The sequence below is a fragment of the Salmonella sp. SJTUF15591 genome, from assembly GCF_043356435.1.
GTDB classification, from domain to species: Bacteria; Pseudomonadota; Gammaproteobacteria; order Enterobacterales; family Enterobacteriaceae; genus Salmonella; species Salmonella enterica.
In genome coordinates this window covers 17954-44635 of the sequence record NZ_JBEUJO010000009.1, presented here as the reverse complement: position 1 = coordinate 44635, position 26682 = coordinate 17954, and the positions used below count along the sequence as shown (strand labels likewise).

The following is a 26682-nucleotide window of genomic DNA, read 5'->3' as shown; positions in this document are numbered from 1 at the left end:
CACATACCTGTTTTTTTTCATTAAAATGAATCTGTAAATTTCAATGATATTATTTATAGGTTATTCTAATGAAAAAGGATTTGTTATCATCAATTATTATCGCTATGCTGATGACTGCCGGGCTAAGCGCTTGTGATGAAAAAAAAGCGGACGAACAACCTGTAGCTCAGAGTGCGGATTCATCAGCGAGCAATACACAATCCACATCAGCGGAAAGCGCAGATGCGAACGATGTTCTTAACCAAAAGCTGAATGTTTACATTGATTGTTATAATAATCTCCAGGCAGGTATTTACCGCGCTGTAAATCGTTATGCTAACACATTCGACGATTTCCGCACCGGTCCTACCGGTAAGGAAGACGATCCCTCTCCGCTGGTTCCTGTGTATCCTGCACTTATCCAGGACTGCCGGAAAGACATCAAGGCGGCGGCTGAATTAAAGCCGGCGTTTGCCTCTCTGGATAGTGCTGCTCTGGCATTTATTAATGCGGCTGGGCCACTAGCTGAAACAATCAATAGTATGAATAAATACTATGATCAAGATAACTTCAAGGATGATGCCTTTGCTGGCGCTAAAGCGTTCCATAAAACGTTTATAAAACAGTTCGATGAGTTTGATCCCATTGCGAAAAAATATATCGCCGAGATTACCATTATGAGTGGGCAGCATGCGGCTAATGAAATTAAGGCGACCGAGAAGAAAGAAGGTAAATCCATTAAGTACTATACGCTTTTGACGATGCAGGAAGCCGAGACGCTTAATGACGCTGTAGCTGATGATTCTTTTGATGTGGCGGCAGTAAGCAAACAGCTCGCTGATTTTGAAGAGCATACTCAGAAGCTAAACGAGAAGATCAACGTTGATATAGATAAACATCGTAGCTTCCCTGGTTTTATTTCTGAGCTGGAAAAATTCCAGGGCAAGGTGAAAAAACGCATTCGGCGTGTGCGCGATAACGTGGCGTATACCTCGCATGAGCAGGACTACCTCAATAGCGGCAGCGGCGATATGGTAGATGGTTCTTATGAGGCTGTGGTTAAAGCTTATAACGAACTCATCGATACCTATAATGGCTATCATCTTGAGCGTGAGTTCTAAGCTTTTCACGCTGCAAATCGCGTGCATATGACCGCTGAACTGAGCAAATAAGTCGTTAGCGACTGTCGAAAGAGCGCCCCAAGGGCGCTTTTTTCGCTCGAAGTACCGGGTAGCAAGCGCTTCGTGAATGGCTGGAATAAGCTGCGGCCCAGCATAAAAACGATTAAAACCTGTATGGCCTCGCCACTATACGTGATTCCGTTATCAAGAGAGGCTGTAAAATTGAGAAAATATATATTTTACGCAAATGTAGAGGGTACTATTTTAGTCTGCGATTAACCGCTGCGGATGGGTATAAATCGTCGCCCGACCCGGCTTACAGAACCCCACCAGCGTAAGATTACACCGCTCAGCGACGTCAACCGCGAGCGTGGTGGCAGCAGAAACCGCAAACAAAATTTCCACACCGCACATCGCCGACTTCTGCACCATTTCGTAACTCGCACGACTGGAAACCAGCGCCGCGCCTTGCCGCCATTCCTCACCTTCCGTAGCGCGGCGGCCGAGCAGTTTATCCAGCGCAACGTGGCGTCCGACATCTTCATGGCCCCCCGCCAGTTCACCCGACGGCATGACCCACGCCGCAGCGTGCGTACAACCCGTCAGCTTACCCGTCGGTTGAAAATCATTCAGATGTTTTAACGCGCGATCAAGGTTACCGAGATTAAACGTTTGGCTAAACGGCAGCGGTTGCACCGGCTTACCGATGTCATTGAGCTGTTCCACGCCACATACGCCGCAACCGGTACGTCCGGCCAGCGCGCGACGACGCGCTTTCAGCCCCATAAATCGACGGCTGGAAAGATCAATCTGCACTTCAAGTCCGTTACAGGACGGCACAACGTCCATGCCATAGATTTCACGCGGGCTGTCAATGATCCCTTCCGACAGAGAAAACCCTATTGCGAAATGCGTCAGATCTTTCGGAGAGGCCATCATAACGACATGCGAAATGCCGTTATACACCAGTGCCACTGGCACTTCCTCGGCAACATCATCAAGTTGGGGGGACTGCAAATCCTCGCGTTTCCAGAGAGTCAACTGGCGTGAGGTTGTGAAATCAGTCACATTTAGGACTTCTTCAGACAGTATATTGTTCACTTTCTTTTAACCATATAAGAACACACACACCAACATTATGGTATTCTGTTACAACTCCTCCCGGATGGAGGAAAATTTATCCAATTCTGAACCTTTGCGGGCCCGTCCGCAAAGAAAAATAACAACCACTCCCTGAGCGTTTCAGATAGAGAAATGTGAAAGAGAAGTGACAATGTCGAAACAAGGAGCAAACCATGCAGGTCAGCAGAAGGCAGTTCTTTAAGATCTGCGCTGGCGGTATGGCAGGCACCACGGCGGCGGCACTGGGCTTCGCGCCCGGCGTAGCGCTAGCGGAAACACGGCAATATAAACTGCTGCGCACCCGCGAAACCCGTAACACCTGCACCTACTGTTCCGTTGGCTGCGGGCTGTTGATGTACAGCCTCGGCGACGGTGCGAAAAACGCCAAAGCATCTATTTTCCATATCGAAGGGGACCCGGATCATCCGGTAAGCCGTGGCGCGCTGTGCCCGAAAGGGGCCGGTCTGGTGGACTTTATCCACTCTGAAAGCCGCCTGAAATTCCCGCAATACCGCGCGCCGGGTTCAGATAAGTGGCAACAGATCAGTTGGGAAGAAGCGTTTGACCGAATCGCTAAACTGATGAAGGAAGATCGCGACGCCAACTATCAGGCGCAGAACGCCGAAGGCGTTACCGTTAACCGCTGGCTCACCACCGGGATGCTGTGCGCTTCTGCATCCAGTAACGAGACGGGTTATTTAACGCAAAAATTCTCCCGCGCGCTGGGTATGCTCGCGGTCGACAACCAGGCGCGTGTCTGACACGGACCAACGGTAGCAAGTCTTGCTCCAACATTTGGTCGCGGTGCGATGACCAACCACTGGGTCGACATCAAGAACGCCAACCTCGTCGTGGTGATGGGCGGTAACGCCGCAGAAGCTCACCCGGTCGGGTTCCGCTGGGCGATGGAAGCCAAAATTCACAACGGCGCGAAGCTGATTGTGATCGATCCGCGCTTTACGCGTACCGCGTCGGTGGCCGATTTCTATGCGCCAATACGCTCTGGTACTGACATTGCCTTCTTGTCAGGCGTGATGCTGTATCTGCTGACCAACGAAAAATACAACCGTGAATACACCGAGGCCTATACCAATGCCAGCCTGATCGTGCGTGAAGATTTTGGCTTCGATGATGGTCTGTTCACCGGCTATGACGCAGACAAGCGGCAGTACGATAAAACTAGTTGGCACTATGAGCTGGACGAAAACGGTTTTGCCAAACGCGATACGACACTGCAACACCCGCGCTGTGTCTGGAATCTGTTGAAACAGCATGTCTCACGCTATACGCCGGACGTGGTAGAAAATATCTGCGGTACGCCGAAAGCGGACTTCCTGAAAGTGTGCGAGTACATTGCAGAAACCAGCGCAAAAGATAAAACCGCGTCGTTCCTGTACGCGCTGGGCTGGACGCAGCATTCCATCGGCGCGCAGAACATCCGTACTATGGCGATGATCCAGCTTCTGCTCGGTAACATGGGGATGGCGGGCGGCGGCGTTAACGCCCTGCGCGGTCACTCCAATATTCAGGGACTGACCGACTTAGGACTGCTGTCGCAAAGTCTGCCGGGCTACCTGACGCTGCCGAGCGAAAAACAGACCGACCTGCAAACCTATCTGGCTGCCAATACGCCGAAGCCATTGTTGAAGGATCAGGTCAACTACTGGGGCAACTATCCGAAATTCTTCGTCTCGATGATGAAGGCCTTCTTTGGTGATAAAGCGACAGCGGAAAATAGCTGGGGCTTTGACTGGCTACCGAAGTGGGACAAAGGGTACGACGTGTTGCAGTACTTCGAGATGATGAAACAGGGTAAGGTCAACGGCTATATCTGCCAGGGCTTTAACCCGGTGGCCTCATTCCCGAACAAAAACAAAGTGGTCGCGTCGCTTTCCAAACTGAAGTACCTGGTGACTATCGATCCGCTCAACACCGAAACGTCCACCTTCTGGCAAAACCACGGTGAGTCGAACGACGTTGATCCCGCGAAAATCCAGACCGAAGTGTTCCGTCTGCCTTCCACCTGTTTTGCCGAGGAAAATGGTTCCATCGTTAACTCCGGTCGCTGGCTGCAGTGGCACTGGAAAGGCGCGGACGCCCCGGGAATTGCCATGACCGACGGCGAAATCCTCGCCGGTATCTTCTTACGCCTGCGTAAGATGTACTCTGAACAGGGCGGCGCCAACCCGGAACAGGTGCTGAATATGACCTGGAACTACACCAAACCATACGAACCCGCCTCTGAAGAAGTGGCGATGGAAAGTAACGGTAAAGCGCTGGCCGATCTTATCGATCCGGCAACCGGCGCGGTGGTGGTGAAGAAAGGTCAACAACTCAGTTCGTTCGCGCAACTGCGCGATGACGGTACGACGTCCAGCGGCTGCTGGATTTTCGCCGGTAGCTGGACGCCGGAAGGCAACATGATGGCGCGTCGTGATAACGCCGACCCGTCGGGTCTCGGCAACACGCTGGGCTGGGCATGGGCATGGCCGCTTAACCGCCGCATCCTCTATAACCGCGCCTCCGCCGATCCGCAGGGTAATCCCTGGGACCCGAAACGTCAGCTACTGAAATGGGAAGGCGGAAAATGGGCCGGATGGGATATTCCGGACTACAGCGCCGCCGCGCCCGGCAGCGACGTCGGACCGTTTATCATGCAGCCGGAAGGGATGGGTCGCCTGTTTGCCATCGATAAGATGGCGGAAGGGCCGTTCCCGGAACACTACGAACCGTTTGAAACGCCGCTGGGCACTAACCCGCTGCACCCGAACGTTATCTCTAACCCTGCCGCCCGTATCTTTAAAGACGATGCCGACGCGCTGGGTAAAGCGGATAAGTTCCCGTATGTCGGAACCACTTACCGTCTGACCGAGCACTTCCACTACTGGACCAAGCACGCGTTGCTTAACGCTATCGCCCAGCCGGAACAGTTTGTGGAAATTGGCGAGAAGCTGGCGAATAAGCTCGGCATCGCGCATGGCGATACCGTGAAGGTCTCCTCGAACCGCGGCTATATCAAAGCCAAAGCAGTGGTGACCAAGCGTATTCGCACGCTGAAAGCGGACGGCAAGGATATCGATACCATCGGTATTCCTATTCACTGGGGCTACGAAGGCGTGGCGAAAAAAGGCTTTATCGCCAATACGTTAACGCCTTTCGTCGGTGATGCGAACACGCAAACGCCGGAGTTTAAATCCTTCCTTGTGAACGTGGAAAAGGTGTAACGGAGACGACCTATGGCTTATCAATCGCAAGACATCATTCGTCGTTCCGCCACTAACGGTTTCACCCCCGCGCCCCAGGCGCGGGACCACCAGGAAGAGGTGGCGAAACTCATCGACGTCACCACCTGTATCGGCTGTAAAGCGTGTCAGGTGGCGTGCTCCGAGTGGAACGACATCCGTGATGAAGTGGGCAATAACGTCGGGGTGTATGACAACCCGGCGGACTTAACCGCGAAATCCTGGACGGTGATGCGCTTCTCGGAAGTGGAACAGAACGACAAACTGGAGTGGCTGATCCGTAAGGATGGCTGTATGCACTGCGCCGATCCCGGCTGCCTGAAGGCCTGTCCGGCGGAAGGGGCGATCATTCAGTACGCTAACGGTATTGTCGACTTCCAGTCCGAGCAGTGTATCGGCTGCGGCTACTGTATCGCTGGCTGCCCGTTCAACGTGCCGCGCCTCAACCCGGAAGACAACCGCGTCTATAAATGTACGCTGTGCGTTGACCGCGTGACCGTGGGGCAAGAACCGGCCTGCGTGAAGACCTGTCCAACCGGCGCCATTCATTTTGGCTCGAAAGAGGATATGAAAACGCTGGCGGGCGAGCGTGTGGCGGAACTAAAAACCCGTGGTTATGACAACGCGGGTCTGTACGATCCGGCGGGAGTAGGCGGTACGCATGTCATGTACGTGCTGCATCATGCCGACAAGCCGAATCTGTATCACGGTCTGCCGGAAAACCCGGAAATCAGCGAAACCGTTAAGTTCTGGAAAGGCGTCTGGAAACCGCTCGCCGCGTTCGGTTTTGCCGCGACCTTTGCCGCCAGCGTCTTCCACTATGTCGGCGTCGGTCCGAACCGCGCGGAAGAGGAAGATGACAACCTGCATGAAGAGAAAGACGAGGTGCGCAAATGAAACGACGTGACACCATCGTGCGCTATACGGCGCCGGAACGCATCAACCACTGGATCGTCGCCTTCTGCTTCGTGCTGGCGGCGGTGAGCGGGCTGGGCTTTTTATTCCCATCCTTCAACTGGTTGATGCATATCCTGGGCACCCCGCAACTGGCGCGAATTCTGCACCCGTTTGTGGGCGTGGTTATGTTTGCCTCGTTCATCATCATGTTTTTCCGTTATTGGCACCACAATCTAATCAATCGGGATGATATCTTTTGGGCGAAGAATATTCGTAAGATCGTCGTCAACGAGGAAGTGGGTGACACCGGGCGTTATAACTTCGGTCAGAAATGCGTATTCTGGGCGGCGATTATCTTCCTGGTGCTGCTGCTGGTGAGCGGGGTAATTATCTGGCGTCCGTACTTTGCGCCTGCTTTCTCAATCCCGGTGATCCGATTCGCGTTAATGTTGCATTCTTTTGCCGCAGTAGCGTTAATTGTGGTTATCATGGTGCATATCTACGCCGCCCTTTGGGTGAAAGGCACCATTACCGCGATGGTGGAAGGCTGGGTAACCCGGTCGTGGGCGAAGAAGCATCACCCACGCTGGTACCGAGAAGTCCGCAAGACAACGGAAAAAGAAACTGAATGAGTATTCGCATAATCCCGCAAGATGAGCTGGGGTCGAGCGAGAAACGTACGGCGGATATGATTCCGCCGTTATTGTTCCCCCGACTCAAAAACGTCTACAACCGCCGCGCCGAACGTCTGCGCGAGCTGGCTGAAAATAACCCGCTGGGCGATTACCTGCGCTTTGCCGCGCTTATCGCGCACGCGCAGGAAGTGGTGCTGTACGACCATCCGCTGGAGATGGATCTGACCGCACGTATTAAAGAAGCGAACGACCAGGGCAAGCCGCCGCTGGATATCCACGTGCTGCCGCGTGATAAGCACTGGCAAAAACTGCTGCATTCGTTGATTGCCGAGCTAAAACCCGAGATGAGCGGCCCCGCGCTGGCGGTGATTGAGAACCTGGAGAAAGCCTCAGAGCAGGAGCTGGAGCAGATGGCCAGCGCGCTGTTTGCCTCGGATTTTGCCTCCGTCAGCAGCGATAAAGCCCCGTTTATCTGGGCCGCGCTCTCCCTTTACTGGGCGCAAATGGCCAGCTTGATTCCAGGCAAAGCCCGCGCGGAATACGGTGAAGCGCGCCAGTATTGCCCGGTGTGCGGTTCGATGCCGGTCTCCAGCATGGTGCAGATCGGCACCACGCAGGGGCTGCGTTATCTGCACTGTAACCTGTGCGAAACCGAATGGCATGTCGTGCGCGTAAAATGCAGTAACTGCGAACAGAGCCGCGACTTACACTACTGGTCGCTGGAAAATGAGCAGGCTGCGGTGAAAGCCGAAAGCTGCGGCGATTGCGGAACTTACCTGAAGATTCTCTATCAGGAAAAAGACCCGAAAGTGGAAGCCGTGGCCGACGACCTCGCCTCGCTGGTGCTGGACGCGCGCATGGAACAGGAGGGCTTCGCCCGCAGTTCCATCAACCCGTTCCTGTTCCCGGGGGAAGGGGAATAAGTTCTCTGGTATACCGGCTAGCAATCTACGTTAGCCGGATCATTGCTCAATAACGCAATGCTTGTATAACGTTTCTCGGGTCGTTGGCAATGGCGCGAAGTAACGCTTTGGCTGGCCCTGTCGGTGAACGTCTTCCTTGCTCCCAGTTGCGCAGCGTATCCACGTTGACCGAAATCAGCTCTGCAAACTTAGATTGCGACAACCCAGATGCCTGCCGTATTTCTTTAATCTTCATTGCATCAATATGAAAGGTACGAGAAGGTTCACGGGTCCCTTCAATGATTTCATTCATTTGAGACATACTTTGAGTTAATCGCTCAAATAACACTTTATCCATCTACCACCTCTCATTCAGCATACGAAGCACCGCTTTTTCCTGCGGCGTGAGATCATCTTTAATGCCTTTTTGATAAATCAGAAGCAAGCGAATCTCATACCGTTGACTACGGTGAAAATAGATAATTCGCACGCCACTACGCTTTCCTTTGCCTCGCGATCCCCAGCGCATTTTTCTCAGGCCGCCCGTTTCCTGAATGACATCACCACAATCTGGATGCTGAGCCATAAAAACCTGAAGCTTATGGTATTCATCCTCATCGAGCAGTTTTTTAACATCTTCAGTAAAGAGTTCCGTTTCTATAAATTGCATATTCCATACGCCATTGGCTTATAGTAGTGAAAATAATCTATACGTCAATGGCGTATAGCATCATCGTTTCACAGTACAAAAATTAAAAACCCAGCGCCAACCGCATTCCATTTTTTGCGAACCTCTATCCAGAATCATCATCCCCTCGTTTCACCACTTTCCATCCCCAACGAACCAGGTTATAAACTGTACATACATACAGTCAAAGGAGCGTTATATGCCACTGGAAAAAGGAATTGCCGAACTGGTCGCTGGGTTTATCGCCGCGGGCCGTCCCTCTTCACGAGAGCAGAATATTGATGACCGGAGAGCGGGCTATATTGCCAGCACGACGCTGGCGGGTGAGAAAGAAATTCGGGTGAGTTCGGAAGATATCGTGCTGGAAGGGATGACATTTCGCGTCGTTTCGCCGCCAAACGCATCCGGTTCTCTACCCTGTATCCTCTACTATCACGGCGGCTGTTTTGTTAGCGGCGGCTTTCTGACTCATGACCCCCAGCTACGGCAACTAGCCTGGAAAAGCGGCTGTAAGGTGATTGCCATTCAGTATCGCCTTGCGCCAGAGCACACCTTCCCTGCGGCTCATAACGACGCTGAACGCGGGGCCAATATCGTCCATCAATACGCGGAGCAGTTAGGCATCGATCGTGAACGTATCACGTTTGCTGGCGATAGCGCAGGCGGGCACCTGGCATTGGTCAGCGCGCTACGCCTGAAATCCACCGCCCACTGGTCTCCGGCGAAGCTGCTGTTGATCTACCCGATGCTTGACGCTACCGCCAGTTTCCCCAGCTATGCCAGCAACGGGCAAGACTACATCATCACCCGCGACACACTACTATCAGGCTTCGAAATGTATCTCCACGGTACCGACCTCCGTCACCCGGAAGCCAGTCCGATATGGCGTGAAGATTTTGCCGGTTTACCGCCGGTGCATATCCTCACCGCAGAGTTCGACCCACTGCGTGATGAAGGCGAAGCGCTATATCACCGTCTGAACGACCAGGGCGTGGCGTGTACTTGCCAGCGCTATCTCGGTGTCATTCATGGCTTTTTCCAGCTCGGAGGCGTGAGCCAGGCGGCACGAAGCGCCATGCGAGATGTGGCCTGGCGTGTTGTAAGTCCATCAACAGGCAAAATGACCTAAAATTCAATTTTGTTTTCAACTTGAAAACTGGATAACGTTGCGCTAAATTGTTTTCAGGTTGAAAACTTTGTAATGGAACTACATTGTGCATGTTATCAGCCGAAAACCGTTCAATGAAGCGATGCTCATGTATCCAAACCATGAGCTTGCTCTCACTGAGTTGCTGAATGTTCTGGAGAAAAAACATTCACTCAGCCTGAAGAGATGAAGCGGTATATTCCTTCACTGGATAATTTTAAGTACAGAGATAAATGGTGGGTGATTGATGTTTCTGGTAACAGCCTGAGACTCATTTCCTACATAGATTTCAGGTTACATAAGATATTTGTGAAACATATCGTTTCCCATGCCGAATATGACAAACTGACCGCATATTATCGGGGTAATAAAGAATGAGAACTCATCGTCAGATGGATGCAACCAGCGCAAAAAAGATCGTTGATACCTTCAGCGATGCGGTAAAAAGCGTCCCACTGATGGGGGAAGACCGAAATGACAATGAGTATCGCAGGGCACTAGCGCTAGTGGAGTTTCTGGTCGACCACGACGATCTTGAAAACCCACTATTTGAATTGCTCTGTGCCCGAATCAGTGAATACGAAAAACATGCGCCGGAATTCAAAGCACTCAACCAACACCTGGAGAAAACGCCCCCTGGCGTTTCAGTATTGCGAACGCTCATGGATCAATACGGTCTCAAAGCAGCAGATCTTGCCAACGAACTTGGTTCTAAATCGAACGTCAGCAACATCTTAAATGGCCGCAGAGCACTAACGGTTAATCATATTAAAGCGCTTACACAACGCTTTAAACTACCAGCGGATGCCTTCATCGAGTAGTTGGATATGTCCAGCTACTCCTCCTCATTCCCGCCCTCTTCATACGGGCCGAACGGTTTCGCAGGCAGTACGATATAAATGCCTTCGAAAATTGCCCCAGCGGTCTCGCCGCCCAACAGTTCAACCTGCAACTGGACACGCGCTTTTTTACCCCGCGCCAGCCTGTCCAAATCACCGCTTAGCGACCCCAAATCAGCCACGGCGTTTGGCTTTCCGCTAATGGGTTTACTGTAGCGAATATGGGCGTCAGCAAGAATAATCGTCCCGCCCAGGTGGCGTTCACGGAGCATCAGCCAGATAAGTCCCCATCCGGTCAGCGTCGCCAGGGAGAACAGGCTGCCGGCAAACACCGTGTGATGCGGATTTTGATTACCGGTTTCCGGCATCGTGGTGATAAATTTTTGCCCGGTGTACTGCTGAATGCGCACCCCCATCTTTTCACTCAATGGAATGTGCTCATACCAGGCCTGCTGAAGCTGCCCGCACCAGTCGCCGCGATGCAGGATATCATCCAGCGATGCTACCGGTTTAATCATTAGAAAATGGCGGATTGGCGTGGTTGTGGGCGTAGTAATCTCCCCCTGATTGACAAACCCGAGTTTGGCAAAGAACTCAACCGCATCTTCGCGCGCGCTGCAGGTGACGCGCTTAACGCCTTCCTGGCGGGCGACAGACTCCAGGGTCATCGCCATTAATGTCCCCAGCCCTTTATCCTGTACCGAGGGATGTACAGCCATAAAACGAATAGACGCCTCGTTATCTGCATTGATATACAGGCGGCCCACTGCAACTAAATTTCCTTCTTCGTCCACCACCATTTGATGGTGCGCCAACGCATCCCAGCCATCCCGTTCCGACCCTTTCGGCTGGTGCAGCGGTTTACGCAGCATCTCCCAGCGAAACTGGTAGTAACGTTCTAATTCTTCTTCTGTTTGCGGAACTCGAAGGTGATACATAGCCGTACTCTCTCTTGTTATCCGCGGCCACGCCGGAAGCTGACTCATACCTGGAGCCAGAATGTCACGGGACCGTCATTAACCAGCTCAACCTGCATATCGGCAGCGAAGCGTCCGGTTTGCGTGTTTATCGCCTGCTGGCGGCAGCGTTCGACAAAATATTCATAAAGCGCCTGCGCGCGATCCGGCGCAGCCCCGCCGGAAAAGCTTGGCCGCATACCGCGTTCGGTATCTGCCGCCAGCGTAAACTGCGACACCACCAGCACGCTGCCGCCAGCCTGTTGTACATTCAGATTCATCTTGCCGTCAGCATCGCTGAAGATACGGTATCCCAGCACGCGCTCGCACAGACGATTCGCTTTTTGTTCGTCATCTTCTTTTTCGACACCCAATAACACCAAAAGTCCTGGGCCGATTTTACCCGTCACCTCGTCCTCCACGGTGACGCTGGCACGGGTTACGCGTTGAATTAATGCAATCATGGTTGGTCAGCTTCTTCTTGTTCTGCGGCTTGTTTGAGTTTTCGGTATTCCCCGAGAGTGACAGTTATTTCTGCGCCAAGCAAGACTATACACCAGGTCCAGTATACCCAGACAAACAGGATAGGGATCACTGCCAGTACGCCATAAATGAGCTGATATGACGGGAACATGGTGATATAAAGCGCGAAACCTTTCTTTCCGGCCTCGAACAGCAACGCTGCGACAAACGCGCCGACAAGGGCGTCACGGTTCGGTACGCGAGTTGTTGGGACAATACTGTAAAGTAACCAGAATGAGATCCACGAGAGCAGCAGCGGAAGGATGCGCAATACATTGTCGATGACCGTATTCAGATCGCTGGCCCAGCGTAAAGAAAGCAGGTAGGAGCTGATTGCCAGGCTGGCGCCGGCGAGAAGCGGGCCGAGCGTGAGGATCATCCAGTACACCGCAAAAGAGTATACTTTTGGCCGTGTGCGTTTGCTGCGCCAGATAGTGTTTAAGGCGCTATCAATGGCGTACATCAACAGCAATGCCGTCACAATCAGTCCACAGGCGCCCACCGCCGTCATTTTGTTGGAGTTAGCGACAAACTGCTCTATATAGCGCTGAATCACGTCTCCGGTGGCTGGCATAAAGTTAGCAAAAATAAAATGGCGTAACTGAATGCTGACATCAGAAAACATCGGAAAAGCAGCGAAAAGGGCAAAAACGACGGCAATAAGCGGTACTAAGGAGAGTAATGAGACATAAGCGAGATTTCCCGCCAGAGTCGTCATATTATCCTCATCGATACGCTGCCATAATAGCTTGAGCCAGGCCCGAACAGGGCGCGTATGGCGTCCAGCTTTTTGGTGAACGGTTTTTAGCATAACAGCTTCGCGAAATAGTCAGGGATGGTGGCTTTATCCTTCACCAGAATGCTGGTGATCCCCAACTGGTTGGCCCCGTCTATATTATCGGCATTGTCGTCGAAAAAGACCGCATCGGCAGCGGAAAAACCTTCTTTCTGCAGGACGTGCTGATAAATACGCGCTTCCGGCTTACGCATTCCCAAATCCTGCGATAAATAGATATGGTCGGCGGCAGCGCGCACCTCCGGGTATTCCTCCGGCCAGAAGTGGGTATGCAGTCGGTTAGTATTGGATAGCACCACCACGCGATGCCCCTGCTCGCGCAGTTTATGCATGATAGCAATCACTTCGGGCCGTAATCCGACAAATACCGCCTGCCAGCCGTGCGCAAATTGTTCATAACTGAGCGATAACGCCATTTCATGACAGAAAGCTTCAGCAAACGCTTCGTCCGTTATCTCACCGCGTTCATGTTGGTGAAAAGTCTCGCCCATCGTAAATTTTTGCTTCAGCGTAGCCAGCGGTACTCGACTCAGATCGCTCCACACACCTAATACGCGGTTAAAGTCGATGTCGACAATCACATTACCTAAATCAAAGATGTAGAGCATGTCATTCTCCTTGCTAACCGGGGATGAATAACTGTAGCGGGAAAGGAGAAGTTTGACTATGTATCCCTTTATAAATCAATTAACAAAAAGACAATAGAAACGCAGACGATGCCCAATATCGCCTGCATCACAGCGCCGTTTTATTGGCCGGATAAAGCGCTGACGCGACCATCCGGCGCAAGGGCGCTTGTCACGCTGAAACAGCGTCGTCCAGCGAAGGACTCACCTGAACCACTTCGATTTGCTGGGATTGAAGTAAATTCTGTAATGCCGGACCGGGATACTCGTCCGTAAACAGAGCGGTAATCTGTGACACATTGCCGATCTCAACCGCCGCAGAAGCATGGTATTTCGTATGATCGGCGGCCAGCAGAATATGTCGCGAGTGGGCCATCATGGTTTTCACTACGCTGGCTTCGTTGACATCAAACTCCAGTAACGCGCCATCGCTCTCTATCGCGCCTACGCTGGTGACGAGATAGTCCGCCCGGAACCCCGCCACAAACGCCGCCGCGGATGGCCCGATAATGCCGCTATTATGCGGGCGCAGCGTGCCGCCAGGCACCATCACTTCAAAGCGAGGGTTATTATAAAGAATGTGCGCGACGCGCAGGCTATTGGTGATAATGCGCAGATGATTATGGTTGAGCAGCGCGCGCGCCACCTGCTCAACCGTCGTTCCAATCGTGATAAATATCGTGGAGCCATCCGGAATATAGTCAGCCACGGCTTCCGCAATGGCTTTTTTCTCTTGCGTCCAGGAGACCTCTCGCTGCTCAAAGGCGGTATTGACCACACTGGACGCTCTGCCAGCGCCGCCGTGATGACGCGTAATCAGCCCCTGCTCGCTTAATTTACGAATATCGCGGCGAACCGTCTGGGTAGAGACCTCCAACAAACTGGCTAACTCATCGATATTCATATAGCCGCGCTCATCAATTAGCATTAACAGCCGATCGTGTCGCGGATTACCGGTCAGTTCGGTAAGACTCATGAGCATTCCTCTAAAAGCTTCCTACTGCTCATATTATACAAAAAGTGACAAGAAAGATCGGGTTTGCTCACAATCAGGGATACCCGCCCGGCCACCCGGGCGCGTACACTTCAGCGCGGCAACGCCGCTGGCGAATCTGACAGCCTCTTCGATGGCGTATCCGCTTGCCAGGCCAAATGCCAGTGCGCCATGAAAAACATCGCCCGCGCCAGTAGTATCCACCACCTCCACGGTAAAACCCGGTTGGTGGCGTACCGCCGCTTTTTCCAACCAGTTGCAGCCTTCACTGCCTCGCGTGACATAGACATGTCCATTTGTGAGCATTTGTGCTTTTTTTAGCGCATCAATGGCTTCGCTCATCCCCGTCAGGCGTGCCAGCCCTGGCTCGGAGAAGGCGGCGTGGTCGCTTAACGCCACCAGCTCGCTAATATCCTGTGGCGTAATATCGCCATCAAGAACAGTCATGACGCCAGCCTGACGCGCCAGCGTAAACGCCTGTTTTGCGCCGTCATGCCAGCGCACATCCGCCAACACCACATCCCACTGCGAAAAATCGATGTCGTTAAGCCAGTCGGCGTCAGGTAATAAATCCGGGCTGGGATAATTAACGATAATCCGCTCTCCTTTGGCATCCACCATAATCGCTGACTGCGACGACATGGCCTGCGTGTAGCGGCGGGTATAACGGGTATTTACCCCCAGGGATTCCAGTTCCGCCAGCAGGCTGTTTCCGGTGTCGTCATCGCCCACACGGCCAATAAAGTCCACCTGCGCGCCCAATTTCGCCGCAGCCACGGCAGCGGTCGCCGCAGGCCCGCCGCCCACTTCCGTATAGCGCTTCGCCACATATTTACCCCCTTCTGTCGGTAATCCTTCCACGTAATAGATGCGATCCATCACGGTAATACCTACACAAGCAATACGAACCATGATCATTCCTCAAGCATTTTCGATGTGCTCATTTTAATTTCACGAAATGTTTAAAAAGTGACGGCTGTCAATTTTTTGACTATAAATTACAAATACGATCACAAACAGACAGAAAAAGGCTCATTAATGACAAAAAATGACACCACCGTGTTCAGGAGAACGATATGGCAGTTATAGCATTTATCGGGTTGGGACAGATGGGCTCCCCTATGGCGAGCAATCTGCTAAAGCAGGGCCATCAACTCAGCGTCTTCGATGTTAATCCCGACGCCGTACAGCGTCTGGTAGACAAAGGCGCGCAACCTGCAAGCAGCCCGGCTCAGGCAACCATCGGCGCTGAATTTGTTATCACCATGCTCCCGAACGGCGATCTGGTTCGTTCCGTTTTGTTTGGCGAGCAAGGCGTTTGTGAAACCCTTTCCCGTGAAGCGCTGGTCATTGATATGTCCACTATTCATCCGTTGCAAACCGATAAGCTGATTGCCGACATGCAGAGCAAAGGGTTCAGCATGATGGATGTGCCGGTAGGCCGGACATCCGACAACGCGATTACCGGCACATTGTTGCTGCTGGCAGGCGGTACGGCGGAGCAAGTAGAGCGTGCTACCCCTGTTCTGATGGCGATGGGTAATGAGCTGGTCAACACCGGCGGCCCGGGAATGGGTATTCGCGTAAAACTGATCAACAACTACATGAGTATTGCGCTAAATGCGCTCTCCGCCGAAGCCGCCGTGCTGTGTGAAGCGCTGGGGCTTTCCTTCGACGTGGCTTTAAAAGTGATGAGCGGCACTGCCGCAGGCAAAGGGCATTTCACCACCACCTGGCCGAATAAAGTGATGAAAGGAGATCTGTCTCCCGCCTTCATGATCGATCTGGCGCACAAAGATCTTGGCATCGCGTTGGATGTCGCCAATCAACTGCACGTACCGATGCCGCTCGGCGCCGCCTCCCGTGAAGTTTATAACCTGGCGCGGGCCGCAGGCCGCGGTCGGGAAGACTGGAGCGCCATCCTGGAACAGGTGCGCATCAGCGCCGGGCTGACCGCCAACGTAAAAAAGTAACGACTGTATAAAGGAAAATTGAATGAACAACTACACCATCAAAGACATTACGCGAGCGTCCGGCGGGTTTGCCATGCTGGCTGTCGATCAGCGCGAGGCGATGCGTTTAATGTTTGCTGCTGCTGGTGCGAAAACACCCGTTGCCGATAGCGTGCTGACGGATTTCAAAGTGAATGCGGCGAAAATTCTTTCCCCGTATGCCTCTGCCGTTCTGCTGGATCAGCAGTTCTGTTATCGCCAGGCCGTAGAACAAAACGCGGTCGCTAAAAGCTGCGCCATGATCGTCGCGGCGGATGATTTCATCCCGGGCAACGGTATTCCCGTTGATAACGTGGTCATTGATAAAAAAATTAATGCGCAGGCGGTAAAACGGGATGGCGCGAAAGCCTTAAAACTGTTGGTGCTGTGGCGCAGCGACGAAGACGCGCAGCAGCGTCTGGATATGGTCAAGGAATTCAACGAATTATGCCACTCCAATGGTTTGTTGAGCATTATCGAACCGGTTGTACGTCCGCCGCGCTGCGGCGACAAGTTCGATCGCGAGCAGGCGATTATCGATGCCGCCAAAGAGCTGGGCGACAGCGGCGCCGATCTTTACAAAGTTGAAATGCCGCTCTACGGCAAAGGCGCGCGTTCCGATCTTCTTACCGCCTCACAACGCCTGAATGGGCATATCAATATGCCGTGGGTCATCCTCTCTTCCGGTGTGGACGAAAAACTGTTCCCTCGCGCGGTCAGGGTCGCCATGGAAGCTGGCGCATCCGGGTTCCTGGCGGGACGCGCGGTCTGGTCATCAGTAATTGGTCTACCGGATACCGAGCTGATGCTACGTGATGTTTCCGCGCCTAAATTGCAACGTTTAGGTGACATTGTCGATGAAATGATGGCTTGTCGCCGCTAATACGAGGATGAAAGAATGAAATGGTTTAACACATTGAGCCACAACCGCTGGCTGGAGCAGGAAACCGACCGCATCTTTAATTTCGGTAAAAACGCCGTGGTGCCGACAGGCTTCGGCTGGCTGGGAAATAAAGGGCAAATCAAAGAAGAGATGGGCACCCATCTTTGGATCACGGCGCGTATGCTGCACGTTTATTCCGTGGCGGCGTCGATGGGCCGACCGGGCGCTTATGATCTGGTCGATCATGGCATCAAAGCCATGAACGGCGCGCTGCGCGACAAAAAATACGGCGGCTGGTATGCCTGCGTTAACGATCAGGGCGTGGTAGATGCCTCTAAACAGGGTTATCAACACTTCTTCGCCTTGCTGGGCGCGGCCAGCGCCGTCACGACCGGGCACCCTGAAGCCAGAAAATTGCTGGATTACACCATAGAAGTGATTGAGAAATACTTCTGGAGTGAAGAAGAGCAGATGTGCCTGGAGTCCTGGGACGAAGCCTTTAGCAAAACCGAAGATTACCGTGGCGGTAACGCCAATATGCACGCCGTCGAAGCGTTCCTGATTGTTTATGACGTTACCCATGACAAAAAATGGCTGGATCGCGCTATCAGAATCGCATCAGTCATTATTCATGATGTAGCCAGAAATAATCATTACCGTGTTAATGAACATTTCGATTCACAGTGGAATCCTATCCGCGACTATAACAAAGAAAATCCAGCACACCGTTTCCGTGCATTTGGCGGTACTCCAGGTCATTGGATCGAATGGGGTCGTTTAATGCTGCATATCCACGCAGCACTGGAAGCCAGATGCGAACAACCCCCTGCATGGCTGCTGGAAGACGCGAAAGGTTTGTTCCACGCTACGGTACGTGATGCCTGGGCTCCGGATGGAGCAGACGGCATTGTGTATACCGTTGATTGGGAAGGGAAACCCGTTGTACGTGAACGTGTACGCTGGCCAATTGTAGAAGCGATGGGGACAGCCTATGCCCTCTATACCGTAACAGGGGATCGTCAATACGAAACCTGGTATCAAACATGGTGGGATTACTGCATTAAATACCTGATGGACTATGAAAATGGTTCCTGGTGGCAAGAATTGGATGCTGACAACAAGGTGACCACTAAAGTCTGGGACGGTAAGCAGGATATATACCATCTTCTGCACTGTCTGGTAATTCCACGCATCCCGCTCGCTCCAGGGCTGGCACCAGCCGTAGCAGCAGGTTTGTTAGATATCAATGCGAAATAAATAAGCCTGGTAACGACGGCATATCAGCAAATAAACATTGCATATGCCGTTGTTTAGTAAGGGTATCTAATATTAAGGTGATATGTATGCATAGTGGTGGGAATACGATATTACTCGCTGCAGGTGATTACCGGGCGCAAATAGTTTCAGTGGGTGCCGGTCTTGCCGAATTAACCTGGCAGGGCAAGCATCTGGTTATACCTCATAAACCAGAAGAGATGCCTCTTGCTCATCTTGGTAAGGTATTAATCCCTTGGCCAAATCGTATTGCCAATGGTATCTATCAGCATGATGGGCATGAGTATCAGTTGCCGATTAATGAACATGGCTCTAACGCCGCTATTCACGGCTTGCTTGCATGGAGAGACTGGCAAGTTGATGAATTAACAGCCACAAAAGCCTCGTTCTCCATATTTTTACCGCCAAGCTATGGCTACCCATTCGCATTGATTTCGCAGGTTATTTACTCACTGGACGCAACAACAGGGCTGTCCGTTGAAATAATTAGCCAAAATATCGGCGATAAACCAGCACCTTATGGCGTCGGTGTTCACCCCTATTTAACCTGTGACTTAGCACCTGTTGATGATTATACGCTGCAACTTCCTGCAAAAGAGGTTTTTGCTTTCGATACACAGTCTAACTCATCAACGTTACTACGCGTCGATGAGCTGAATCTGGACTATTCCATCCAACAAAAAATTGGTGATAAACGGATTGATCATACTTTCAAAACTTACAGCGAGCGATGGGAGGCGAAAATTATTAACCATCAACAGGAACTGGCTGTTAGTTTATGTTCCGATCAACCGTGGCTTCAGGTCTATAGTGGCGAAAAGTTGAATCGCCGGGGATTAGCTATCGAACCGATGAGTTGTCCGCCGAATGCCTTTAATTCTGGGATCGACTTACTATTACTTAAACCAAAACAACAGCATATATTGTTTTTTAATATTTGTGGTGAATGCATATAGTTCATGTATTTATTTGTGCAGGATACCTATTACCCTGACTTAAAACAGTCAAAGTAATATTTTAGAATTTGATAATGAAGGAATTATAATGGATTTCTTTAATTTATTTACACCTGATGGCGTGATGTTGGAACCTGGTGTTATATACACCGTTATCGCCTTAATGTTTCTTTATACATTCGTAGGAATATGTGCTGGCTTTGGTGGTGGATTGACTACCATGCCGCTCATAACCCTAATGCTACCTGTAAAAATGGCAACACCACTTTCTGTTATTGTCGGAACAGCGACCGCCATTTATGCCACATGGTTATCTCGTAAAGAAACGGACTGGCGATCGGCTGCCGTTCTTATCGGCTTCTCTTTTCTTGGCATTCCGGTAGGTTTATATGCACTTTCCTATCTACCTGATCACATAATGAAAATAGGATTGGGTGGTTTTCTTATTCTCTACTCATTCTACAGTATGTTTATTCCCCGTCTACCCATCTATGACAGACGTTGGATTGCTGCACCGTTAGGGGCGATAGCTGGGGCGCTAGGAGCGGCCTTTTCCACAAATGGACCGCCAGTTGTGATGTATGGAATGCTACGTAACCTTGGCCCAGCCGCTTTTCGCGGTACGCTGAATGCATTCTTTACGGCAAACAACATTGCAGTTGTCGGCGGCCTGGCAACCAGTGGAATATTAACAATTTCAACATTTAAACTGGTTATTTTCTGTATCCCTACCATGATACTCGGTTCCTTAGTCGGGCAATATGTTCATAAGCGTATTTCGGTAAAAGTATTCCGCGTTTTAGTATTTTTATTATTAATTGCTTCGGGTGCAATGTTAATAAAAGGTGCATTAGGTGTTTCAGCGGCTACTGCGCTTCTACCACCATTTGTACTGTTGGCAATATTACAAATACTTTTAGGCAAAAAAATTGCTGAGATTCGTAAAGTGGATGCCAGCAAATAATAAGTGCTTGCTTTGTTCAGGCGCTACTTCAAGAGTAGCGCATAACTATTTAAGGCTAATGAATAATAACGAATCATAAACAATCAGTATGCTCGCGTTCCTCAATTTCATGGAGAATATTTTATGAGCACGCAAAGTAAGCATTTATCCTCTGTCCTGATAGAAAAGAACATTGAGGGCTTTACGCTGACGTACCACCAGCGCCTGATTTTACGCCACAGCGCCGAAAACCCCTGTCTGTGGATTGGCGCGGGCGTTGCCGACATTGATATGTTCCGCGGCAACTTCAGCATCAAAGACAAACTTAACGAGAAGATTGCATTAACAGAGGCCACGGTCAGCGAGCTACCCGACGGCTGGCTGGTACAATTCAGCCGTGGCGCAACAATTAGCGCCACCCTTCGCATCTCCGCCGATGAGGCGGGACGCCTGAAGCTGGATCTGCAAAACGACGACCTACACCATAACCGTATCTGGTTACGCCTCGCGGCTAATCCAGACGACCATATCTACGGCTGCGGCGAACAGTTCTCTTATTTCGATTTGCGCGGCAAGCCGTTCCCGCTGTGGACCAGCGAACAGGGCGTTGGCCGTAATAAAACCAGCTATGTCACCTGGCAGGCAGACTGTAAAGAGAATGCCGGCGGCGACTATTACTGGACCTTCTTCCCGCAACCGACCTTTGTCAGCACGCAGAAGTATTACTGCCACGTCGATAATAGCTGCTATATGAATTTCGACTTCAGCGCGCCGGAGTATCACGAACTGGCGCTGTGGGAAGATAAAACTACGCTGCGTTTTGAGTGTGCCGCCACCTACATCGCCCTGCTGGAAAAACTGACTGCGCTGTTAGGCCGCCAGCCGGAGCTGCCGGACTGGGTTTACAACGGCGTCACGCTAGGCATTCAGGGCGGTACGGAAGTTTGCCAGCAAAAACTGGATACCATGCGCAACGCAGGCGTAAAAGTGAACGGTATTTGGGCGCAGGACTGGTCCGGTATCCGCATGACCTCCTTTGGCAAGCGCGTGATGTGGAACTGGAAGTGGAATAGCGACAACTATCCGCAACTGGATAGCCGGATTAAACAGTGGAAAGAAGAAGGCGTACAGTTCCTCTCTTATATCAACCCATACGTCGCCAGTGATAAAGACCTCTGCGCCGAGGCGGCGAAACACGGCTATCTGGCGAAAGACGCCACGGGCGGCGACTATCTGGTCGAGTTTGGCGAATTCTATGGCGGCGTGGTCGATCTGACCAATCCTGAAGCTTACGACTGGTTCAAAGACGTCATCAAAAAGAACATGATCGCGCTCGGCTGCAGCGGCTGGATGGCGGATTTCGGCGAATATCTGCCGACCGACACGTATCTGCACAACGGCGTCAGCGCCGAGATCATGCATAACGCCTGGCCTGCGCTGTGGGCGAAATGTAACTACGAAGCGCTACAGGAGACCGGCAAACTCGGCGAGATCCTGTTCTTTATGCGTGCGGGTTACACCGGCAGTCAGAAATATTCCACCATGATGTGGGCAGGCGACCAGAACGTTGACTGGAGCCTTGATGATGGTCTGGCCTCTGTAGTGCCTGCGGCATTGTCGCTGGCGATGACCGGCCATGGTCTGCATCACAGCGATATCGGCGGCTACACCACCCTGTTTGACATGAAACGCAGCAAAGAGTTGCTGCTGCGCTGGTGCGATTTCAGCGCCTTTACGCCGATGATGCGCACCCATGAAGGCAACCGCCCCGGCGATAACTGGCAGTTCGACGGCGACGCGGAAACTATTGCCCACTTTGCCCGCATGACCACCGTCTTTACCACGCTGAAACCGTATCTCAAGCAGGCGGTGGCGCAAAACGCGGCTACCGGTCTGCCGGTCATGCGTCCGCTATTCCTGCACTACGAGAACGATGCCACAACCTACACCCTGAAATATCAATATCTGCTCGGTCAGGATCTGCTGGTCGCGCCGGTTCACGAGCAGGGGCGTTGCGACTGGACGCTGTACCTGCCGGAAGATCACTGGGTGAATATCTGGACCGGCGAAGTTCACCACGGCGGTGACATTACCGTGGATGCGCCCATTGGCAAACCGCCGGTCTTCTATCGCGCGAAGAGCGAGTGGGCTTCACTTTTTGCTTCTTTACGGAATATCTAATACGACTCGCCCGCAGGGAAACCTGCGGGCAGATGGAGAAAAATAATGAGTCAGACCTCTGCTGATCCGGCAACGCTACGCCTGCCGCTTAAAGAAAAAATAGCTTATGGCATAGGCGATCTGGGTTCCAATATTCTGCTGGATATTGGCACACTCTATTTGTTGAAATTCTACACAGATGTCCTCGGTCTTCCGGGAACCTATGGTGGGATTATTTTCTTAATCGCTAAATTCTTTACCGCATTTGCCGATATGGGCACTGGTATTGTGCTCGACTCGCGGCGAAAAATAGGACCGAAAGGTAAATTTCGCCCGTTCGTTCTGTATGGCTCATTCCCAGTAGCACTGCTGGCTACAGCCAACTTTATAGGAACACCGTTAGAAATTACGGGCAAAACGGTCGTCGCAACGCTGCTGTTTATGCTGTATGGATTATGCTACAGCCTAATGAACTGCTCTTATGGCGCGATGGTGCCAGCTATAACCAAAAATCCAAATGAACGTGCCTCGCTGGCAGCCTGGCGCCAGGGCGGATCCACCTTAGGCCTTCTCATTGGCACCGTTGCTTTTGTACCAGTAATGAATTTGATTGAAGGCAATCAACAATTGCAATATGGCGTAACCGCTGCTCTTTTCTCGTTATGCGGGCTGCTATTTATGTGGCTTTGCTATGCGGGTGTCAAAGAGCGTTATGTCGAGGTCAAACAGGCTGATTCCGCACAAAAAGCAGGAATTTTGCAATCCTTTCGCGCCATCGCCGGTAACCGCCCGTTGTTTATTCTGTGCGTCGCCAACCTTTGCACCCTTGCGGCATTTAATGTCAAACTGGCGATTCAGGTCTACTACACCCAGTACGTGCTGAACGATCCGATTCTGTTGTCCTATATGGGATTCTTCAGTATGGGTTGTATCTTCATCGGCGTATTTTTAATGCCTACCGCTGTACGCCGTTTTGGTAAGAAAAAAGTCTATATCGGCGGACTGCTAATTTGGGCCGTGGGTGATTTGCTTAACTACAGCTTCGGCGACAGTTCGGTGAGCTTCGTGGCCTTCTCCTGTCTGGCATTCTTTGGTTCAGCATTCGTCAACAGCCTGAACTGGGCGCTAGTCTCGGACACAGTGGAATATGGTGAATGGCGTACAGGTGTTCGTTCCGAAGGGACGGTCTATACCGGGCTCACCTTCTTTCGCAAAATGTCCCAAGCGTTGGCTGGATTTTTTCCCGGATGGATGCTTACTCAAATTGGCTACATACCCAACGTGGTGCAATCAACCAGCACTGTTGAAGGATTACGTCAGTTGATCTTCATATATCCTTGTGCCCTCGCAGTGTTGGCCATGATTACAATGGGCTGTTTTTACAACCTCAACGAGAAAATGTACATACGTATCGTTGAGGAAATAGAAGCACGTAAACGTACTGCTTAACAATAATAATGACTGATGCCCTTCGGGGCGTTGTAAGGAGTGGTTATGCCTGACCATGATCCGCTAACGCTAAAACTAAGCTTGAGAGAAAAACTCGCTTACGGTGCGGGTGATATTGGCTCTAATCTAATGCTAAGCATTGGCACATTATATTTGCTCAAGTTTTACACAGATGAGCTAGGAATGCCTGCATATTATGGCGGGGTTATTTTCCTCATAGCAAAATTCTTTACTGCATTTACAGATATGCTAACCGGATTTCTTCTCGATTCTCAAAAAAACATTGGAATCAGAGGGAAATTTAGACCTTTCATTCTGTATGCAGCAGTACCATCAGCAATTATTGCGACAGTTCAGTTTATTGCTACAACATTTAGTCTGCCGATAAAGACCGCTATTGCTACCGGTCTATTTATGTTATTCGGACTGTTTTACAGTCTAATGAACTGTTCATATGGCGCTATGATCCCAGCAATAACAAAAAATCCAAATGAACGCGCACAACTGGCAGCTTTTCGGCAGGGAGGGGCAACAATAGGATTATTAATCTGTACGGTTGCTTTTATTCCACTTCAATCTTTATTCTCTACAACTACCATTGGTTATGGTTATGCAGCCTTAACTTTCTCTATCTTTGGTTTCATTTTTATTATGCTATGTTATAAAGGAACCAAAGAACATTACATTGAGCCCCCATCGCCGGGACATAAGGCAAGCATCATCAAATCATTTTGTGCAATTTTTCACAACCCACCACTATTAGTTCTATGCATTGCAAATTTGTGTACACTAGCAGCATTTAATATCAAGCTCGCTATTCAGGTTTATTATACCCAATATGTACTAAATGACATTAACCTATTATCCTGGATGGGTTTTTTTAGTATGGGCTGTGTAATTATTGGTGTTTTGTTAGTTCCCTGGACCGTAAAATGCTTTGGCAAGAAACGCGTGTATTTAGCAGGTATGCTTTTATGGGCCGCGGGCGATGTTTTAAATTATTTTTGGGGTTATAACTCCTTTTATTTTGTCATTTTCTCTTGTATCGCCTTCTTCGGTACCGCTTTCGTCAACAGCCTGAACTGGGCACTGGTTCCGGATACGGTTGACTACGGTGAATGGAAAACGGGTATTCGCGCTGAAGGCTCGGTGTACACGGGTTATACCTTTTCCCGCAAAATTTCCGCTGCGCTTGCTGGCTTTTTGCCAGGTATTATGCTGACGCAAATCGGTTATATCCCCAACATAGCTCAAAGTGACACCACGTTGCTTGGTTTGCGTCAGCTCATTTTTTTATGGCCTTGCGGTCTTGCCATTATCGCAGCACTAACGATGGGCTTTTTTTATAAGCTCAATGAACAACGTTTCGCTTTTATTATCGAGGAAATTGCCCAACGAAAGAAAACAGGTAATCAAATTGTCGCGACTAATAATAAACAAAGTATTTCTACTGTAAATAATTAAACGACGCTTGCCGCTTTATCCATCCCTATGGATGGCGGCTTCCCTATATTTGAAAAATGGATTTATTATGAAATCTCTGAATACTCTAGTGATATTAACTTCAGTAATATCCACCTCTGTTTTTGCTGGCGCTTATGTAGAAAACCGTGAGGCCTATAACCTGGCGTCTGACCAAATGGAGTTTATGCTGCGCGTCGGCTATAACTCCGATATGGGTGCCGGAATTATGTTGACCAATACCTATACGCTACAGCGTGATGATGAATTAAAGCACGGTTATAATGAGATTGAGGGCTGGTATCCGTTATTTAAACCTACAGATAAATTAACCATCCAGCCTGGCGGGTTAATAAACGACAAAAGCATTGGTTCCGGCGGCGCCGTCTATCTGGATGTTAACTATAAATTTACCCCGTGGTTTAATCTTACGGTACGTAACCGATATAATCACAATAATTATAGTTCAACCGATTTGAATGGCGAACTGGATAATAATGACAGCTATGAAATCGGTAACTATTGGAATTTTATCATTACCGATAAATTTTCTTATACCTTTGAACCACACTATTTTTATAACGTTAATGATTTTAATAGTAGTAATGGTACGAAGCATCATTGGGAAATCACTAATACCTTCCGTTATCGTATCAATGAACACTGGTTGCCCTACTTTGAATTACGCTGGTTAGATCGTAACGTGGGTCCCTACCATAGAGAGCAAAACCAGATTCGTATCGGGGCGAAGTATTTCTTCTGATATTATCGCCTCTATTTTCCGAATCTGCATCACAGCGGGTAGTTGTTCTGCCCGCTCATTCATCCTGAATCAGACTCCCGATATCCTGCCCCTAAGCGCCATGATAATATTCACAAAGCGTTTTACCGTATTCATGCTTATAGAGAAGGGAAACAAATGAATAAGCGATTTAATATTGATTGGGGCAATGAATTAACCCAGGAACACTCATTAATTTGATGTTAACCGATGAAGATCTGCCAAAGCTTCGCTCACTGACCATTGTCATTGGTCGGCATAATACGCCAGCGATTGCTGATTTTTTGGCAACCTTATCCCTTTATCAATGTGAATAA

The 26682-nt window shown here is 50.6% G+C and carries 25 protein-coding genes and 3 pseudogenes; 19 read left to right on the top strand and 9 right to left on the bottom strand.

The window, feature by feature from the left end:
• The first annotated feature begins 68 nt into the window (after nt 1-68).
• A complete protein-coding gene (locus tag ABVM99_RS19065) occupies nt 69-1100 on the top strand; it encodes a YiiG family protein (RefSeq protein ID WP_000710971.1) in 1032 nt (343 codons plus the stop codon).
• A 264-nt stretch (nt 1101-1364) separates the two neighbouring features.
• Here ABVM99_RS19065 and fdhD read toward each other — a convergent pair whose 3' ends face one another.
• Nucleotides 1365-2201 carry a formate dehydrogenase accessory sulfurtransferase FdhD gene (gene fdhD, locus ABVM99_RS19060; RefSeq protein ID WP_001059739.1) on the bottom strand — a complete coding sequence of 279 codons (837 nt, stop codon included), beginning with the start codon at nt 2199-2201 and terminating at the stop codon, nt 1365-1367.
• Between the two features lie 194 nt (nt 2202-2395).
• On the opposite strand from fdhD, the gene fdnG reads away from it, so the two are divergent.
• Genes fdnG through fdhE form a run of 4 tightly spaced genes read left to right on the top strand, consistent with a single transcriptional unit; the run spans nt 2396 to nt 7919 of the window.
• Nucleotides 2396-5446, top strand: a complete 3051-nt coding sequence (fdnG, locus tag ABVM99_RS19055) for a formate dehydrogenase-N subunit alpha (protein ID WP_077248424.1) — start codon at nt 2396-2398, stop codon at nt 5444-5446.
• A gap of 12 nt (nt 5447-5458) precedes the next feature.
• Nucleotides 5459-6361, top strand: a complete 903-nt coding sequence (gene fdxH / locus ABVM99_RS19050; RefSeq protein WP_000331361.1) for a formate dehydrogenase subunit beta — start codon at nt 5459-5461, stop codon at nt 6359-6361.
• Nucleotides 6358-6993 carry a formate dehydrogenase cytochrome b556 subunit gene (gene fdoI / locus ABVM99_RS19045; RefSeq protein WP_000829025.1) on the top strand — a complete coding sequence of 212 codons (636 nt, stop codon included), beginning with the start codon at nt 6358-6360 and terminating at the stop codon, nt 6991-6993. Before fdxH ends, fdoI begins: the two co-directional genes overlap by 4 nt.
• Nucleotides 6990-7919: a formate dehydrogenase accessory protein FdhE gene (gene fdhE / locus ABVM99_RS19040; protein WP_000027730.1), complete on the top strand. Its 930-nt coding sequence runs from the start codon at nt 6990-6992 to the stop codon at nt 7917-7919. Before fdoI ends, fdhE begins: the two co-directional genes overlap by 4 nt.
• Before the next feature lie 46 nt (nt 7920-7965).
• Here fdhE and ABVM99_RS19035 read toward each other — a convergent pair whose 3' ends face one another.
• Together ABVM99_RS19035 and ABVM99_RS19030 are read right to left on the bottom strand one after the other, a co-directional pair.
• The gene (locus tag ABVM99_RS19035) at nt 7966-8256 is read right to left on the bottom strand and encodes a DNA-binding transcriptional regulator (RefSeq protein ID WP_000362050.1); all 291 of its coding nucleotides are present in this window, start codon (nt 8254-8256) and stop codon (nt 7966-7968) included.
• Nucleotides 8257-8568: a hypothetical protein gene (locus tag ABVM99_RS19030; protein ID WP_023138876.1), complete on the bottom strand. Its 312-nt coding sequence runs from the start codon at nt 8566-8568 to the stop codon at nt 8257-8259.
• 217 nt (nt 8569-8785) lie between these two features.
• Between ABVM99_RS19030 and ABVM99_RS19025 the strand changes: the two genes are divergently transcribed.
• From ABVM99_RS19025 to ABVM99_RS19015, 3 genes and pseudogenes are all read left to right on the top strand, one after another.
• Entirely contained in the window at nt 8786-9715 is a 930-nt protein-coding gene (locus ABVM99_RS19025) for an alpha/beta hydrolase (RefSeq protein WP_023195958.1), read from the top strand.
• Nucleotides 9716-9800: 85 nt separating this feature from the next.
• Nucleotides 9801-10111, top strand: a pseudogene (locus ABVM99_RS19020) (type II toxin-antitoxin system HigB family toxin).
• Nucleotides 10108-10554 (top strand): type II toxin-antitoxin system HigA family antitoxin, encoded by a 447-nt coding sequence (locus ABVM99_RS19015; RefSeq protein WP_001259009.1) that lies wholly within the window; start codon nt 10108-10110, stop codon nt 10552-10554. The pseudogene ABVM99_RS19020 and the gene ABVM99_RS19015 overlap by 4 nt, the downstream one beginning before the upstream one ends.
• 14 nt (nt 10555-10568) lie before the next feature.
• On the opposite strand, the gene fabY is transcribed toward ABVM99_RS19015, so the two are convergent.
• The 6 genes from fabY to ABVM99_RS18985 form a co-directional block, all read right to left on the bottom strand.
• Entirely contained in the window at nt 10569-11510 is a 942-nt protein-coding gene (gene fabY, locus ABVM99_RS19010) for a fatty acid biosynthesis protein FabY (RefSeq protein ID WP_001518251.1), read from the bottom strand.
• A gap of 44 nt (nt 11511-11554) precedes the next feature.
• Nucleotides 11555-11992, bottom strand: a complete 438-nt coding sequence (gene dtd, locus ABVM99_RS19005) for a D-aminoacyl-tRNA deacylase (RefSeq protein ID WP_000560974.1) — start codon at nt 11990-11992, stop codon at nt 11555-11557.
• On the bottom strand, nt 11989-12861 hold the full coding sequence (locus tag ABVM99_RS19000) for a virulence factor BrkB family protein (RefSeq protein ID WP_000921423.1): 873 nt from the start codon (nt 12859-12861) through the stop codon (nt 11989-11991). The genes dtd and ABVM99_RS19000 overlap by 4 nt, the downstream gene beginning before the upstream one ends.
• Nucleotides 12855-13454, bottom strand: coding sequence for a glucose-1-phosphatase (gene yihX / locus ABVM99_RS18995; protein WP_023195959.1), 600 nt, complete (start codon nt 13452-13454; stop codon nt 12855-12857). Before yihX ends, ABVM99_RS19000 begins: the two co-directional genes overlap by 7 nt.
• Nucleotides 13455-13644: 190 nt before the next feature.
• Nucleotides 13645-14448 (bottom strand): DeoR/GlpR family DNA-binding transcription regulator, encoded by an 804-nt coding sequence (locus ABVM99_RS18990; protein WP_000059693.1) that lies wholly within the window; start codon nt 14446-14448, stop codon nt 13645-13647.
• Nucleotides 14449-14481: 33 nt separating this feature from the next.
• Nucleotides 14482-15378: a sugar kinase gene (locus tag ABVM99_RS18985; protein ID WP_001520529.1), complete on the bottom strand. Its 897-nt coding sequence runs from the start codon at nt 15376-15378 to the stop codon at nt 14482-14484.
• Between the two features lie 164 nt (nt 15379-15542).
• Between ABVM99_RS18985 and yihU the strand changes: the two genes are divergently transcribed.
• From yihU to ABVM99_RS18930, 11 genes and pseudogenes are all read left to right on the top strand, one after another.
• Nucleotides 15543-16439: a sulfolactaldehyde 3-reductase gene (gene yihU / locus ABVM99_RS18980; protein WP_000268248.1), complete on the top strand. Its 897-nt coding sequence runs from the start codon at nt 15543-15545 to the stop codon at nt 16437-16439.
• A 22-nt stretch (nt 16440-16461) separates the two neighbouring features.
• The gene (gene yihT, locus ABVM99_RS18975; RefSeq protein WP_001067412.1) at nt 16462-17340 is read left to right on the top strand and encodes a sulfofructosephosphate aldolase; all 879 of its coding nucleotides are present in this window, start codon (nt 16462-16464) and stop codon (nt 17338-17340) included.
• A 15-nt stretch (nt 17341-17355) separates the two neighbouring features.
• Entirely contained in the window at nt 17356-18597 is a 1242-nt protein-coding gene (yihS, locus tag ABVM99_RS18970; protein ID WP_000870940.1) for a sulfoquinovose isomerase, read from the top strand.
• Nucleotides 18598-18668: 71 nt separating this feature from the next.
• Complete coding sequence (locus tag ABVM99_RS18965; RefSeq protein ID WP_024131638.1) at nt 18669-19571, top strand: aldose-1-epimerase; 903 nt, start codon at nt 18669-18671, stop codon at nt 19569-19571.
• Nucleotides 19572-19659: 88 nt separating this feature from the next.
• Nucleotides 19660-20535: a sulfite exporter TauE/SafE family protein gene (locus tag ABVM99_RS18960; protein ID WP_000345334.1), complete on the top strand. Its 876-nt coding sequence runs from the start codon at nt 19660-19662 to the stop codon at nt 20533-20535.
• Between the two features lie 123 nt (nt 20536-20658).
• Nucleotides 20659-22695, top strand: a complete 2037-nt coding sequence (locus tag ABVM99_RS18955; RefSeq protein WP_023195960.1) for an alpha-glucosidase — start codon at nt 20659-20661, stop codon at nt 22693-22695.
• Between the two features lie 45 nt (nt 22696-22740).
• Entirely contained in the window at nt 22741-24123 is a 1383-nt protein-coding gene (locus ABVM99_RS18950; protein ID WP_000084233.1) for an MFS transporter, read from the top strand.
• 45 nt (nt 24124-24168) lie between these two features.
• Entirely contained in the window at nt 24169-25587 is a 1419-nt protein-coding gene (locus ABVM99_RS18945) for an MFS transporter (RefSeq protein WP_001112785.1), read from the top strand.
• Nucleotides 25588-25654: 67 nt separating this feature from the next.
• Nucleotides 25655-26347 carry a porin OmpL gene (ompL, locus tag ABVM99_RS18940; protein ID WP_000838828.1) on the top strand — a complete coding sequence of 231 codons (693 nt, stop codon included), beginning with the start codon at nt 25655-25657 and terminating at the stop codon, nt 26345-26347.
• 156 nt (nt 26348-26503) lie between these two features.
• Nucleotides 26504-26610: pseudogene (locus ABVM99_RS18935) on the top strand (cytoplasmic protein); the annotation flags it as partial.
• Nucleotides 26611-26682 (top strand): annotated as a pseudogene (locus tag ABVM99_RS18930) (hypothetical protein); the annotation flags it as partial. It lies immediately after the preceding pseudogene.

Excerpts from the sequence above, each read along its gene's own strand:
- yihT (WP_001067412.1), top strand. The coding sequence starts at position 16,462 with ATGAACAACTACACCATCAAAGACATTACGCGAGCGTCCGGCGGGTTT.
- fabY (WP_001518251.1), bottom strand. The coding sequence starts at position 11,510 with ATGTATCACCTTCGAGTTCCGCAAACAGAAGAAGAATTAGAACGTTAC.
- ABVM99_RS19065 (WP_000710971.1), top strand. The coding sequence starts at position 69 with ATGAAAAAGGATTTGTTATCATCAATTATTATCGCTATGCTGATGACT.
- ABVM99_RS18960 (WP_000345334.1), top strand. The coding sequence starts at position 19,660 with ATGGATTTCTTTAATTTATTTACACCTGATGGCGTGATGTTGGAACCT.
- yihS (WP_000870940.1), top strand. The coding sequence starts at position 17,356 with ATGAAATGGTTTAACACATTGAGCCACAACCGCTGGCTGGAGCAGGAA.
- dtd (WP_000560974.1), bottom strand. The coding sequence starts at position 11,992 with ATGATTGCATTAATTCAACGCGTAACCCGTGCCAGCGTCACCGTGGAG.
- ABVM99_RS18945 (WP_001112785.1), top strand. The coding sequence starts at position 24,169 with ATGCCTGACCATGATCCGCTAACGCTAAAACTAAGCTTGAGAGAAAAA.
- ABVM99_RS19035 (WP_000362050.1), bottom strand. The coding sequence starts at position 8,256 with ATGGATAAAGTGTTATTTGAGCGATTAACTCAAAGTATGTCTCAAATG.
- ABVM99_RS19030 (WP_023138876.1), bottom strand. The coding sequence starts at position 8,568 with ATGCAATTTATAGAAACGGAACTCTTTACTGAAGATGTTAAAAAACTG.
- ABVM99_RS18950 (WP_000084233.1), top strand. The coding sequence starts at position 22,741 with ATGAGTCAGACCTCTGCTGATCCGGCAACGCTACGCCTGCCGCTTAAA.
- ompL (WP_000838828.1), top strand. The coding sequence starts at position 25,655 with ATGAAATCTCTGAATACTCTAGTGATATTAACTTCAGTAATATCCACC.
- ABVM99_RS18990 (WP_000059693.1), bottom strand. The coding sequence starts at position 14,448 with ATGAGTCTTACCGAACTGACCGGTAATCCGCGACACGATCGGCTGTTA.
- ABVM99_RS19000 (WP_000921423.1), bottom strand. The coding sequence starts at position 12,861 with ATGCTAAAAACCGTTCACCAAAAAGCTGGACGCCATACGCGCCCTGTT.
- fdoI (WP_000829025.1), top strand. The coding sequence starts at position 6,358 with ATGAAACGACGTGACACCATCGTGCGCTATACGGCGCCGGAACGCATC.
- ABVM99_RS18985 (WP_001520529.1), bottom strand. The coding sequence starts at position 15,378 with ATGGTTCGTATTGCTTGTGTAGGTATTACCGTGATGGATCGCATCTAT.
- yihU (WP_000268248.1), top strand. The coding sequence starts at position 15,543 with ATGGCAGTTATAGCATTTATCGGGTTGGGACAGATGGGCTCCCCTATG.
- fdhE (WP_000027730.1), top strand. The coding sequence starts at position 6,990 with ATGAGTATTCGCATAATCCCGCAAGATGAGCTGGGGTCGAGCGAGAAA.
- fdxH (WP_000331361.1), top strand. The coding sequence starts at position 5,459 with ATGGCTTATCAATCGCAAGACATCATTCGTCGTTCCGCCACTAACGGT.
- ABVM99_RS19015 (WP_001259009.1), top strand. The coding sequence starts at position 10,108 with ATGAGAACTCATCGTCAGATGGATGCAACCAGCGCAAAAAAGATCGTT.
- ABVM99_RS18955 (WP_023195960.1), top strand. The coding sequence starts at position 20,659 with ATGAGCACGCAAAGTAAGCATTTATCCTCTGTCCTGATAGAAAAGAAC.
- yihX (WP_023195959.1), bottom strand. The coding sequence starts at position 13,454 with ATGCTCTACATCTTTGATTTAGGTAATGTGATTGTCGACATCGACTTT.
- ABVM99_RS19025 (WP_023195958.1), top strand. The coding sequence starts at position 8,786 with ATGCCACTGGAAAAAGGAATTGCCGAACTGGTCGCTGGGTTTATCGCC.